Below are 11,916 nucleotides of genomic sequence, written 5' to 3'. Positions count from 1 at the left end.
TGCGCTCCCTAAGGTCCCTGAAGGTGTGGTCCGGCTACTGGAGCCGGGTCTCCGGCTCCTCGTCCTCTTCGTCGGGCAGCTTCACGTCGCTCACCGCGATGTTGACCTCGACGACTTCCAGGCCGGTCATCCGCTCCACCGCGGACACGACGTTCTCCCGCACGGCCCTGGCCACGTCGGAGATCGAGACGCCGTAGTCGACGACGATCTCCAGGTCGAGCGCGGTCTGCACCTCGCCGACCTCCACCTTGACCCCGCGTGTGGCGGACTTCGAACCGCCGGGCACCCGGTCCCGTACCGCCCCGAAGGTGCGGCTCAGCCCGCTGCCCATGGCGTGGACGCCGAGGACGTCCCGTGCCGCGAGTCCGGCGATCTTCTCCACGACACCGTCGGCGATGGTGGTCCGCCCACGTGTCGCCGCGTCGCCGCCGCCGCGCTTGGTGGTCTTCCGCGGCTGCACCGACGACTCCACCTCGGTGTTCTGCGTCATGTCGGTCATCGCCATCACCCCTTTCGGTCGTCCTCCTTCGACCACCGTAAGCGCGGTTGCGCGATCGCGCGCCAGAGATGCGGCAGGCTGGAGTAATGACGGCGGAGCAGTGGGCACGGACGGTGCGGCATCAGCTGGGGCTGGGGCGGCTGCTGCCCCTGGGCGGGCCGCGCGACGGAGCGTGGATCTCCGAGGAAGCGGCTCAGGGGGTGCTGCGGGCCGCCGTGCGAGACCTACCGGATGTACGGCTCGGCGGCGTGCGCATCGGCCTCGCCGATCCGGAGGACACGCACGAGCCCGCCGTACCGCCGCCTCCGAGCGCGCTGCCGCCCGGCCCGCTGCGGGTGACGGCGGAGTTCGAGGCCACCCCCGCACAGCCGCTGCCGGTCACGGCGGAGCGGCTGCGCACGGCGCTCGCCGGGGCGGCGGCGCAGCGGCTGGGGCTGGAGCTCGGCGAGGTGGACCTGCGGGTGACGGCCCTCGTGGACGAGGACGCGGAACCGTCTCCCGTACGACAGCCCGAGCCGCCGCGTGCCGTGGAGGCGGGGCCGGGCGACGAGGCTCTCGCGGCCGGCGCCGCTCTGTCGGTGCCCGGTGTGTACCGGCTGACCGGTCTGCTCGGGCGGCCGGTGCACATCGGGGACCGGGAGACCGGGGACGGCTCGCTTCCGCGCCGCCATGTCCGCGTCGAACTGGCGGTGGGCGCGGACCGCCGGGCCCTGGACGTGGCCCGGGAGGTCCGCGCCGCCGTGGGAGAGGTGCTGGCGGACCGTCCGACGGTGGCCGTGCTGGTGACGGGCGTGCCGGCCTAGTCGCCGACTCCGGCGAGATCCCGCAGTCGTCGGGTCTGGGCTGCCCGCTCGGCGGCGCGCTGCTCGTCGTAGGTGCGGTCCTGGGCGCCCCGCAGCAGCGCCTTGGTCTCGATGACCGCGTCGCGGGGGGCGGACAGGAGTGCGGCCGCCAGGTCCTGCACGGCGCCGTCGAGCTGGTCGAGCGGTACGGCGAGGTTGGCGAGGCCGGTGTTCACCGCCTCCTCGGCCGTGACGAAGCGCCCGGTGGCGCAGATCTCCAGCGCCCGGGCGTATCCGACGAGGCCCACCAGGGGGTGGGTGCCGGTGAGGTCGGGGACCAGGCCCAGGCTGGTCTCGCGCATGGCGAACTGCACGTCGTCGGCGACGACGCGCAGGTCACAGGCGAGGGCCAGCTGGAATCCCGCCCCGATGGCATGCCCCTGCACGGCGGCGATGGACACGACGTCACTGCGCCGCCACCAGGTGAAGCCTTCCTGGAACTGAGCGATGGCGGCGTCGAGTTCGGCGTCACCACTGCGGGCGAGGTCGATGAACGACCGCTCGCCCTCGATCCCCTCGGGAGTGAACATCTGCCGGTCGAGCCCGGCGGAGAAGGACTTGCCTTCGCCACGCAGCACCACGACCCGGACGGAGCCCGGCACCAGCCGGCCCGCCTCGGCGAGCGCCCGCCACAGAGCGGGGCTCTGGGCGTTGCGCTTGGCCGGGTTGGTCAGCGTCACCCTGGCGAGGGTCTCCTCGACGGTGAGCCGTACGCCGTCCTTGTCGAGCAGGGGAACGAGTTCCTGGCCATCCTGGCTGGACGTCGCCATGGGGTGCCTCCGATGAGTGCGGTCATCCTCCGTGCCGCAGGACGGCACAGCTAAGTGACTGCACAGTAACCACCCGGTCAGTCAGCCGACCGACCGGGTGGTCACCATCGAAGCCGATGGGCCGCCCGGATCAGGACGATGCGGCCTTCTTGCCCCGCGTCGCTCCGCCACGCCCACGAAGCGTGACGCCCGATTCGCTGAGCATCCGGTGCACGAAGCCATACGAGCGGCCGGTTTCCTCGGCCAGTGCCCGAATGCTCGCACCGGAGTCGTACTTCTTCTTCAGGTCTGCCGCGAGCTTGTCGCGCGCGGCGCCGGTTACCCGGCTGCCCTTCTTCAGAGTCTCGGCCACCCGTGCCTCCTCATGGGAAGTGCGCTCTGGTCCCCTCATGATCACCCCTCCGGGGCGCGATGGCCACCCATTCGGCAAGGTCCGTAAGACAGGGTTTTGACGACAGGAGCGCATCCCCACAAGCGGAATCTGTAATTCCACCCAGAGCCGTTCGTACCGCCGAACGGGTTCTTTTGTGAAGTGCCAGGTCAGCGACGTACGACGGCCGAGCCCTTGTCGATAAAGGGCTCGGCCGTGAAATCGATGTAGGACACACCTCGGTACGAGGAGATCTCACACAGATGATGGATCACCGGTGGGCCGAATGATCCATACGCCGTGGATCACGCCGTGGATCACGCTTTCGATCAAGCGGTGCCCACTCAGGCGAGGGCGACGAGATCCGCGTAGTCGGCGCCCCACAGGTCCTCGACGCCGTCCGGCAGCAGGATGATCCGCTCCGGCTGGAGCGCCTCGACGGCGCCCTCGTCGTGGGTCACCAGGACGACCGCGCCCTTGTAGGTGCGCAGCGCGCCGAGGATCTCCTCGCGGCTGGCCGGGTCGAGGTTGTTGGTGGGCTCGTCGAGCAGGAGGACGTTCGCCGAGGAGACGACCAGGGTGGCGAGCGCGAGGCGGGTCTTCTCGCCGCCGGAGAGGACGCCGGCCGGCTTGTCGACGTCGTCGCCGGAGAACAGGAACGAACCGAGCGTCTTGCGCACCTCGACGAGGTCGAGGTCGGGGGCCGCCGAGCGCATGTTCTCCAGGACCGTGCGCTCGGGGTCGAGGGTCTCGTGCTCCTGGGCGTAGTAGCCGAGCTTGAGGCCGTGGCCGGGCACGACCGCGCCGGTGTCGGGCTGCTCGGTCCCGGCCAGCAGACGCAGCAGGGTGGTCTTGCCCGCGCCGTTCAGGCCCAGGATGACCACGCGGGAGCCCTTGTCGATGGCCAGGTCGACGTCGGTGAAGATCTCCAGCGAGCCGTACGACTTCGACAGGCCCTCCGCCATCAGCGGGGTCTTGCCGCAGGGCGCGGGCTCGGGGAAGCGCAGCTTGGCGACCTTGTCCTGCTGGCGCACCGCGTCGAGGCCGGCGAGCAGCCGGTCGGCGCGCTTGGCCATGTTCTGCGCGGCGACCGTCTTGGTGGCCTTGGCGCGCATCTTGTCGGCCTGCGAGTGCAGGGCCGCGGCCTTCTTCTCGGCGTTCTGCCGCTCGCGCTTGCGGCGCTTCTCGTCGGCCTCGCGCTGCTGCTGGTAGAGCTTCCAGCCCATGTTGTAGACGTCGATCTGGGCGCGGTTGGCGTCCAGGTAGAACACCTTGTTGACGACCGTCTCGACCAGATCGACGTCGTGGGAGATCACGATGAAGCCGCCGCGGTAGGTCTTGAGGTAGTCGCGCAGCCAGATGATCGAGTCGGCGTCGAGGTGGTTGGTCGGCTCGTCGAGGAGCAGGGTGTCGGCGTCGGAGAAGAGGATCCGGGCCAGTTCGATACGGCGGCGCTGGCCACCGGAGAGGGTGTGCAGCGGCTGGCCCAGCACCCGGTCGGGCAGGTTGAGCGCGGCGGCGATCGTGGAGGCCTCTGCTTCGGCGGAATACCCGCCCTTGGTGAGGAACTCCGTCTCCTGGCGCTCGTACTGCCTGAGTGCCTTCTCCCGGGTGGCGCCCTGGCCGTTGGCGATGCGCTGTTCGTTGTCGCGCATCTTCTTCAGCAGGACGTCGAGGCCGCGCGCGGAGAGGATGCGGTCGCGGGCGAGCACGTCGAGGTCGCCGGTGCGGGGGTCCTGGGGGAGGTAGCCGACCTCGCCGGAGCGGGTGATCTGACCCGCGGCGGGGATGCCCTCGCCGGCCAGGCACTTGGTGAGGGTGGTCTTCCCCGCGCCGTTGCGGCCGACCAGGCCGATGCGGTCGCCCTTGGCGACACGGAAGGTGGCGGACTCGATGAGGACTCGGGCGCCGGCGCGCAGCTCGATACCGGAGGCGGAGATCACGGACAGACTCCAGGGCGGATTCGGGATTGACGGGTGGGCGGCTGAGGACGTTCCCGCCGTCTAATGCGCGAGGAGAATGGCCATGGGCCAAGTCTAACGGGGGCGTGCAAGCACTTTTCCTGGGTTCGGTGTTGGGTTGGTCTCGCTACGGGGCGGTCGTGGCTGCCGTCGGGCCGTTGTCAGTGGTCGCTGCGAGACTGGTCGGCAGGGGGAATTCCCGGCGTTCGCCCGGGTTCCGTTCCGTCGTTTGATCACAAGGGAGTGATCGGCATGGCAGGTACGAGCGGTGGGCGTCCGAGCATCTACCCGACGCTGCTGTACACCGACGCGAAGGCGGCGATCAGGCAGCTGACGGAGGCCTTCGGATTCACCGAGCTGTCGGTGTACGAGGGCGAGGACGGCTCCGTACTGCACGCCGAGCTGGTGCAGGGCAACGGCGCGGTGATGCTCGGCTCGAAAGGCCGCGGCGGTGTCTTCGACGCGGCGATGAAGGACGCGGGCACGACCGGGGTGTACGTCGTCGTGGACGACGTCGACGCACACCACCGCCGCGCCGTGGAGCACGGCGCGGAGATCCTGATGCCCCCGACGGACCAGGAGTACGGCTCCCGGGACTACATGGCCCGGGACGCCGAGGGCAATGTGTGGAGCTTCGGAACGTACGCCCCCGAGATCGGGGGCTGAGCCCTCAGCCCCCGGTGTGCACCTGGAAGGCGGCGCGGCGTACGGCCTTGGCGAGGGCCGGGTCGGGGTGGGCGGCGGCGAGGGCGACCAGGACCTGCACGGTGCGCGGGTGACCGACGGCCCGGACCTCGTCGAGCAGTCGGGGGACGGTCGGCTGGAGGGCGGACTCCAGGTGCCGCACCAGCATCGGGGCCTCGCCGTGGTCGGCGACGGCGGCCGCGGTGTCGACCCACAGCCAGGTGGCCTCTTCCCGGGTGAGCACCTCGTGGGCGTCCTCCGGGTCGATCCCGTCGTGCTCGGCCAGCCACAGCAGGGCGTACGGCCGCAGGGTGGGCTCGTCGGCCACGGAGCGGACGTCGGGCTCGGCCGGGGCACCGACGACGCGCAGGGCCTCGAAGGCGAGGCCGCGCAGCAGGGCGTCGTCGCCGCGGGCTGCGCCGAGCAGCTCGGTGACGGCGCTGCCGACGGGACGGGCCGCGAGCCAGGCGCGGTACTCGGCGCGGGCCGCGTTGGGGCGCAGCTGGGCGCAGCCGCGCAGCATCTCCTCGGCGGCGACCTCGATGTTGCCGGCCGGGCTCTGCGCGGCGACGCAGATCTGCTCCAGCTTGACCCACACCGCCCAGCTGCCGAGCGGGGTGAGGGTGGCCTGGCCGTCGCCGTAGGTCAGGGCGCCGACGGAGGCGAGGGCGCGCAGGGCCCAGTCGAGGAGGGGGGCGAGAGGGGCGTCGGCCGTCTCGGGCTCCTCCACGGGCTCCGGCTGGGGGCCGTAGGGGATCTCGCAGCGCTCGGTGCGCAGTTCGGTGACGCGCTGCTCCAGGAGGTCCAGGAGCTGCTCGACCGGGACGGGGCCGGCCGACAGCTGGAGGAAGGAGAGCACCTGGGGCATGGCCGAGACGACCTCGGCGACGGCGGCGGGCTCGCGGTCGGTGGGTTCCGGGGAGGCGAGGGACCAGGCGTCGAAGAGGGCGACCCAGCCGCGCAGTACGGCGCTGTCGTCGCGGTTCCAGGCGCGCAGCCGCCAGCCCGGGCGCGCGCTGTCGCCGTGCACCTCGATCAGACCGGCGAGGCGGGCGGTGTCCCAGGCGGCGCGGACCTGAGCCGGGGTCAGGCCGAGGTCCCGGGCCGCACGCCCGGCTGTCTCGTCGGAGAGGGTGCCCTTGCCGTCGGAGCCCGCGCCGTCCCTGCCGGGGCCCAGGGCGCCGTCGGCCCAGTGCGCGACGCGGGCCGCGTCGGCGAGACCGGAGCGCGCCATTCTGGCCAGTTCCGCGGGGGCCGGTGTGCCTTCCGGCGGGCGGGGCGCGGGGCGGCGTGGGCGCCGTTGGTTCACGGCTGAGGGGGCGGCGGCCAGGGGTCGCGGGCGGACGAGTCGAAGCCTGGAGTCGCGCGGGATACGGGACGTCACGGGTGCAGTCTTCCGGTTGACGGTCCGAAAACCCAAACGGAATGCCACCGCGCGCGACGGGGCGAGCCGGCGCCGGGGCCGCGCGGAGGGGCATACGCCGTGATCAGGCCAGTAGTACGGGCTTAAACGGAACCTGTGGGACCGGGGCGCACGGAGGTCACATCAGGGGGGTGAGGAAACGGCGCAGTGCCTCTTCGTAGCCGCTCGGGTCGGCGTTCCACATCGCCGCGTGGGGGGCCTGGCGGACCGTGTGGAGGGCGATCCGGTCGGGGTGGGTACCGGCGAGACGGCGGGAGAGGTCCCAGGGGGCGATCGTGTCGTCCGGGCCGTGGAAGATCAGGGTCGGCGGCGGGGGCCGGTCGGGGCCCGGGTCGTCGGTCCGGTCCTCGTGGTCGGCGTAGGGGACGGTGCGGTCCGCGTACAGGCCGGAGTGGGCGCTGGGCAGTCCGGTGCGGCCCTGTGCCGCGCGCACCGCGAGCGGCAGGAGGACGCCGGGGGTGTGGCGGGCCGCGGCGAGGGCGCGCAGGGTCCGCTCCCAGCTGAGGACCGGCGAATCCAGGACCAGCCCCCTGACGCGGTCGCGCAGGCCCGAGTGGGCGGCGGCGCGCAGGGCCATCGTGGCGCCGGTGGACCAGCCGAGCAGGACGAGTTGACGGGCGCCGTGGCTGACGGCGAAGCGCATGACCGCGTCCAGGTCGCGCCACTCGGTGTCGCCGAAGTGGTTCAGGCCGTCGGGCGGGCGGGGGGCGCCCGCGTCGCCGCGGTGGGCGGGGGCGAGGACCGGGAAGCGGAGCCCGTGCAGGAACTCCATGACGTTCATGGCGTGTTCGCGGGTCGTGCCGAGGCCGTGGACCGCGATGACCCAGGTGTCGCGTATGCCGGGGACGAACCAGGCGGGCAGGGTGCCGAGTTCGCCCGGGATCTCGACGTCGGTGTGGTCGAGGCCGAGGACCGACTTCGGGTTGCCGACGTACACGTTCGGGGTGAGCCAGACCTTGTCGCCGGGTTCCAGGGTGCCGTGGGTGACGCGTTCCAGGCGGCGGACGACGGTGTCGGCGGAGTGCGGTTCCGCGGTGAGGACGGGGCCCACGACGGCGTGGGAGGCGTCGCCCGCGAGGCCGTAGATGCCGGGGCGCAGCGCGGCGAGGTCGCGGGTGAGGGCGATGCGGCCGGCGGCGGTGGAGTGGACGGTGAGCCGGGGTTCACCGGGCAGCGGGCGGCCCGGTGACGCCTTCAGTCCGGCGTCGCTGGCGATCCTCCCGGCGACGATTCCGGCGGTGCCGGCCGCCAGGGCTGCGGTGACGGCAGCGGCCGTCGCTTTGACAGTACGCACGCCTTCAGTGTCCTGTCGGACTCGGTGTACGGCCAGTGGGCGGGTGCCTCCGGCGGTTGGGCGGGTGGGTGCGGGTTCGGTGGGGGCGGGCGTTGTGCGCAGTTCCCCGCGCCCCTGGGTGCCTGCGGCGGCCTGTGCGGGTTCGGTGGGGGCGGGTGTAGCGCGTGCGGGTGTGTTGTGGGTCGGGGCCGGGGTGGGGGGTGTCCGTCCTCGGTCCGGCGGTTGCTGTCGATTGAGCAGTACTGGGCAACGGACGCCGGCCGCTGCGGGTGGACACCCCCCACCCCGTCCCCGGCGCGCCGTACGCGGCTACCGGCCCGTCGGGGCGCGCGGTGCGGCTAACGGTCCGTCGGGGCGCGTGAGGTGGGGATCGGTCCGTCGTGGCGCGGGTGACTGCAACTCCCCAGGGGCGCGGGGAACTGCGCGACCAGCCCCCACCGGCCTGCAGACGCGCAAAGACCCGACGCGGCACCCCCGTAGGCGCCCTGTTCAAGCCCCGCGCTGGCCGTACCCCCGCAACCGCTCCCCCGCCTCCGCCACCTGTTCCTCCGTCAGCAGGTTCGGGGTCAGGCCCGGTACCGCGCGGGCCGTCAGCCACAGGTGGCACATCCATTCCAGTTGGGCTGTGCGGTCGTAGGCCTGGGCGAGGGTGCTGCCGTAGGCGATCGTGCCGTGGTTCTGGAGAAGGCAGGCGGAGCGGTCGGCGAGGGCGTGGAGCATGTTCTCGGCCAACTCGTCGGTGCCGTAGGTGGCGTAGGGCGCAACCCGGACGGCGCCGCCGAGCGCGCCGGTCATGTAGTGGATCGCGGGGAGCTCGGACACGAGCGTGGAGACGGCCGTGGCGTGCACGGCGTGGGTGTGGACGACCGCACGGGCGTCCGTGCTGCGGTAGACGGCGAGATGCATGGGGAGTTCGCTCGTCGGGACCAGGCTGCCGAGGACCTGTCGGCCGTCGAGGTCGACGCCCGTGACGTCGTCCGGCGTGAGGCGGTCGTAGGGGACGCCCGAGGGCGTGACCAGGACCGTGTCCGCGACGCGCACCGAGACGTTGCCGGAGGTTCCGACGACCAGTCCGTGGGACACCGTCCTGCGGGCGGTGTCGACCAACTCCCCCCAGGCGTCCGCCTCCTCGGCACCGACATCCCGTACGTCCCGTGGATCCCGCCGTTCCTCAGCCATGCCGCGATCCTGCCAGCCGTGGCGCCGGATCGCCTCCGGGCGGGGCACTGTAGGGCGCGCGCCCGAGCTACGAAAGGGCGCATTTCCGTATACGCGCCCCTCTCTCACAGCTTGGCCGGAGATCGCCCGCAATTCGATTATCTTCCAGTAATCTCTGGGCTTTGTTGTGCACGACGCCATTCCGGGGGGACACATGGCCCGTGATCGCAAGCCTGCCCGTCGCCGAACCCGCGCCCTGGCCGTGTCCGTGGCCACGCTCACCGTGGGAGGCATGGCACTCGCCGAGACACCCGCCTCGGCGGCGAGCCTGCCCAAGGGGCACGACGTCTCTTCGCACCAGAAGGACGTCGACTGGCGGAAGGCCAGGGCCAAGGGCGCCACGTTCGTCTACGTCAAGGCGACCGAGTCCACCAACTACCGCAATCCGCACTTCGGTCAGCAGTACAACGGCGCGCGCGACGCGGGCATAGTCCGCGGGGCGTACCACTTCGCACTGCCGGACAAGTCGTCGGGCAGGACACAGGCCGCGCACTTCGTACGCAACGGCGGCGCCTGGACCGCGGACGGCTGGACCCTGCCGCCCGCGCTCGACATCGAGTACAACCCGTACGACAAGAAGCACAAGTGCTACCGCATGACCAAGGCGCAGCTGGTCGGCTGGATCAAGTCGTTCAGCGATGAAGTGAAACGGCTCACCGGGCGCCGTCCGGTGATCTACACGACCGCCCACTGGTGGAACACGTGCACGGGCGGCAGCGGCGCCTTCGCCTCCGACCACGCGCTGTGGGTGGCCCGCTACAACTCGGCGGACACGGGAGCGCTGCCCGCCGGATGGTCGTACTGGACGATCTGGCAGTACGACAACAGCGGCAGCCTGCCGGGTGACCAGAATCTCTTCAACGGGTCGGCGAATCAGCTGAGGAGGTTCGCCAGGGGGTCGTAGCCGTGGGGCGCACGGGTCGCGCGGGGGCCGAGAGGTCCGGCACAGCCGTAGCGGAAGATTCCGGTCACCGCACGGCCCGCCTCAGTTCACCTTCCGTTCATCCAGGTTACCTACGTTCAACGCGCCAATGACCTCGAACGATTGCCTGGGTAAATGGAAAACTTCTCGCTGATCCTCGCGATTGTGGTGGTAACCGCACTCGCGTTCGATTTCACGAACGGTTTTCACGACACCGCCAACGCGATGGCCACCACCATCTCGACCGGTGCACTCAAGCCCAAGGTCGCGGTGGCCATGTCCGCCGTGCTCAACCTTGTGGGCGCTTTCCTCTCGGTGGAGGTCGCCAACACGATCTCCAAGGGTCTCGTCGACGAGACCGGCATCCGTCCCGAGGTCATCTTCGCCGCCCTGGTCGGCGCGATCCTCTGGAACCTGCTGACCTGGCTGGTGGGCCTGCCCTCCAGTTCCTCGCACGCCCTCATGGGCGGTCTGATCGGCGCCACCATCGCCTCGGCGGGCATGGGCGCGGTCCACGGCGACGCGCTCATCACCAAGGTCCTGATCCCGGCGATCGCCGCGCCGATCGTCGCGGGCATCGCCGCCATGCTGGCCACCCGGCTCTCCTACACCCTGGGCAAGAAGGCCGACGGCAAGGCCGCCGCGAAGGGCTACCGCACCGGCCAGATCGCCTCGGCCGGCCTGGTCTCGCTGGCCCACGGCACCAACGACGCGCAGAAGACGATGGGCATCATCACCCTCGCCCTGGTCGCCGGCGGTGTCGTCGCGCCCGACTCCGACCCGCCCACCTGGGTCATCCTCTCGGCGGGCCTCGCCATCGCGCTCGGCACCTACCTCGGCGGCTGGCGCATCATCCGCACCATGGGCAAGGGCCTGACCGACCTCCAGCCGCAGCAGGGCTTCGCCGCCCAGACCAGCGCGGCCACCGTCATCCTGGCCTCGTCCCACCTCGGCTTCTCCCTGTCCACCACGCACTCCGTCTCCGGTTCGGTGATGGGCGCCGGCCTCGGCCGCAAGGGCGGCGTCGTCCGCTGGTCCACGGCCACCCGCATGTTCGTCGCCTGGGGCCTGACGCTCCCGGCGGCGGCCCTGGTGGGCGCCCTGGCCGAGTCGGTCACCGACCTCGGCGACTGGGGTACGGCGGTCGTGGCGGTCTTCCTCGTCGCCTCCAGCGCGGCGATCTGGAAGATCTCGCGGCGCGAGGTCGTGGACGCGTCCAACGTCAACCACACCGACGAGCCGGCCGGCGTGGTGACCACGGCGATCGCCGCCGTGACCCCGCCGCCCGCGGGCACGGTGACCGAGGTCCTCACCGCCACGATCCCGGCCCCGCCCGCCACGACGGAACCGGCCGCCCCGCCGGCCGCCGTCTGAGCCCGCAGTACTAAGGAAGCCTCACCATGAAGATCGACTGGGAAGCACTCGGCTCCGTCTTCGGCGTCAGCCTCGTCGTCACCGTGGGCCTCGTGGCCCTGTTCACCCTCGGCATCATGGGCCTGTCCCGCCAGGAACGGGCCACCGCCCAGGGCGACTCGGCCGCCCTCGCGGTCACCGGCGCCTACGCCTGCTTCGCGGCGTGCGCGGCGGCGGTGGCATACGGGATCTATCTGATCGTGGCCTGACGGCACCCCGTCACTCGACGGCCGGGCGGGCACGGAACCTTCGGGTTCCGTGCCCGCCCGGCCGTCTTCCATGACCGGCGATGTGGGGTTCTGCACACTCCCCCGCCGCAGGTCAGAAGCAAGTTGACGGCTCTCGAAGGGCCGTGGTGGACTGCCGGAGCCATATACGGCGGCAGAAGAGGAAGCCGGTGCGAATCCGGCGCGGTCCCGCCACTGTCACCGGGGTGGGTAGCCCCGGGAGCCAGGAACTCTCGCCGCCGGTCTCGTCGAACCAGGGCGTGGACACCCTGAGTGAGGACATGACGCGATGC

Annotated in this window: 12 protein-coding genes and 1 riboswitch; of the genes, 5 read left to right on the top strand and 7 right to left on the bottom strand. The window is 71.6% G+C overall.

The window, feature by feature from the left end:
* Positions 1 to 34: 34 nt before the first annotated feature.
* On the bottom strand, positions 35 to 499 hold the full coding sequence (locus tag M2157_RS36890) for an Asp23/Gls24 family envelope stress response protein (RefSeq protein ID WP_280856739.1): 465 nt from the start codon (positions 497 to 499) through the stop codon (positions 35 to 37).
* Positions 500 to 585: 86 nt separating this feature from the next.
* On the opposite strand from M2157_RS36890, the gene M2157_RS36885 reads away from it, so the two are divergent.
* The gene (locus tag M2157_RS36885) at positions 586 to 1,302 is read left to right on the top strand and encodes a nucleopolyhedrovirus P10 family protein (RefSeq protein WP_280867381.1); all 717 of its coding nucleotides are present in this window, start codon (positions 586 to 588) and stop codon (positions 1,300 to 1,302) included.
* Here M2157_RS36885 and M2157_RS36880 read toward each other — a convergent pair.
* From M2157_RS36880 to M2157_RS36870, 3 genes are all read right to left on the bottom strand, one after another.
* Positions 1,299 to 2,111: an enoyl-CoA hydratase/isomerase family protein gene (locus M2157_RS36880; protein ID WP_280867380.1), complete on the bottom strand. Its 813-nt coding sequence runs from the start codon at positions 2,109 to 2,111 to the stop codon at positions 1,299 to 1,301. The genes M2157_RS36885 and M2157_RS36880 overlap by 4 nt on opposite strands.
* Positions 2,112 to 2,241: 130 nt before the next feature.
* Positions 2,242 to 2,463: a helix-turn-helix domain-containing protein gene (locus M2157_RS36875; RefSeq protein ID WP_004002281.1), complete on the bottom strand. Its 222-nt coding sequence runs from the start codon at positions 2,461 to 2,463 to the stop codon at positions 2,242 to 2,244.
* Positions 2,464 to 2,825: 362 nt separating this feature from the next.
* Positions 2,826 to 4,424, bottom strand: coding sequence for an ABC-F family ATP-binding cassette domain-containing protein (locus M2157_RS36870; RefSeq protein ID WP_280856742.1), 1,599 nt, complete (start codon positions 4,422 to 4,424; stop codon positions 2,826 to 2,828).
* A 270-nt stretch (positions 4,425 to 4,694) separates the two neighbouring features.
* Here M2157_RS36870 and M2157_RS36865 point away from each other — a divergent pair, with 270 nt between their 5' ends.
* Entirely contained in the window at positions 4,695 to 5,108 is a 414-nt protein-coding gene (locus tag M2157_RS36865; RefSeq protein ID WP_280867379.1) for a VOC family protein, read from the top strand.
* A gap of 4 nt (positions 5,109 to 5,112) precedes the next feature.
* Here M2157_RS36865 and M2157_RS36860 read toward each other — a convergent pair whose 3' ends face one another.
* From M2157_RS36860 to M2157_RS36850, 3 genes are all read right to left on the bottom strand, one after another.
* Positions 5,113 to 6,510, bottom strand: a complete 1,398-nt coding sequence (locus M2157_RS36860) for a hypothetical protein (RefSeq protein WP_280867378.1) — start codon at positions 6,508 to 6,510, stop codon at positions 5,113 to 5,115.
* Positions 6,511 to 6,667: 157 nt separating this feature from the next.
* Complete coding sequence (locus tag M2157_RS36855; RefSeq protein WP_280867377.1) at positions 6,668 to 7,843, bottom strand: alpha/beta hydrolase; 1,176 nt, start codon at positions 7,841 to 7,843, stop codon at positions 6,668 to 6,670.
* A gap of 489 nt (positions 7,844 to 8,332) precedes the next feature.
* Positions 8,333 to 9,022: a class II aldolase/adducin family protein gene (locus M2157_RS36850; protein ID WP_280867376.1), complete on the bottom strand. Its 690-nt coding sequence runs from the start codon at positions 9,020 to 9,022 to the stop codon at positions 8,333 to 8,335.
* Positions 9,023 to 9,215: 193 nt separating this feature from the next.
* Between M2157_RS36850 and M2157_RS36845 the strand changes: the two genes are divergently transcribed.
* The 3 genes from M2157_RS36845 (at position 9,216) to M2157_RS36835 (ending at position 11,605) form a co-directional block, all read left to right on the top strand.
* The gene (locus M2157_RS36845) at positions 9,216 to 9,965 is read left to right on the top strand and encodes a lysozyme (protein WP_280856747.1); all 750 of its coding nucleotides are present in this window, start codon (positions 9,216 to 9,218) and stop codon (positions 9,963 to 9,965) included.
* Positions 9,966 to 10,118: 153 nt separating this feature from the next.
* The gene (locus M2157_RS36840; RefSeq protein WP_280856748.1) at positions 10,119 to 11,357 is read left to right on the top strand and encodes an inorganic phosphate transporter; all 1,239 of its coding nucleotides are present in this window, start codon (positions 10,119 to 10,121) and stop codon (positions 11,355 to 11,357) included.
* A 26-nt stretch (positions 11,358 to 11,383) separates the two neighbouring features.
* The gene (locus M2157_RS36835; RefSeq protein WP_020121372.1) at positions 11,384 to 11,605 is read left to right on the top strand and encodes a hypothetical protein; all 222 of its coding nucleotides are present in this window, start codon (positions 11,384 to 11,386) and stop codon (positions 11,603 to 11,605) included.
* Between the two features lie 130 nt (positions 11,606 to 11,735).
* Positions 11,736 to 11,879: riboswitch (cobalamin riboswitch) on the top strand.
* Positions 11,880 to 11,916: the final 37 nt, after the last annotated feature.

Origin of the sequence: Streptomyces sp. SAI-127, from assembly GCF_029894425.1 — a bacterium.
Classification (GTDB): domain Bacteria; phylum Actinomycetota; class Actinomycetes; order Streptomycetales; family Streptomycetaceae; genus Streptomyces.
This window is presented reverse-complemented; position numbering and strand designations above follow the sequence as displayed.

What these genes read in the sequence shown, in the direction of transcription:
- M2157_RS36890 (WP_280856739.1), bottom strand. Translation starts at nt 499, where the DNA reads ATGACCGACATGACGCAGAACACCGAGGTGGAGTCGTCGGTGCAGCCG.
- M2157_RS36880 (WP_280867380.1), bottom strand. Translation starts at nt 2,111, where the DNA reads ATGGCGACGTCCAGCCAGGATGGCCAGGAACTCGTTCCCCTGCTCGAC.
- M2157_RS36835 (WP_020121372.1), top strand. Translation starts at nt 11,384, where the DNA reads ATGAAGATCGACTGGGAAGCACTCGGCTCCGTCTTCGGCGTCAGCCTC.
- M2157_RS36885 (WP_280867381.1), top strand. Translation starts at nt 586, where the DNA reads ATGACGGCGGAGCAGTGGGCACGGACGGTGCGGCATCAGCTGGGGCTG.
- M2157_RS36865 (WP_280867379.1), top strand. Translation starts at nt 4,695, where the DNA reads ATGGCAGGTACGAGCGGTGGGCGTCCGAGCATCTACCCGACGCTGCTG.
- M2157_RS36850 (WP_280867376.1), bottom strand. Translation starts at nt 9,022, where the DNA reads ATGGCTGAGGAACGGCGGGATCCACGGGACGTACGGGATGTCGGTGCC.
- M2157_RS36845 (WP_280856747.1), top strand. Translation starts at nt 9,216, where the DNA reads ATGGCCCGTGATCGCAAGCCTGCCCGTCGCCGAACCCGCGCCCTGGCC.
- M2157_RS36840 (WP_280856748.1), top strand. Translation starts at nt 10,119, where the DNA reads ATGGAAAACTTCTCGCTGATCCTCGCGATTGTGGTGGTAACCGCACTC.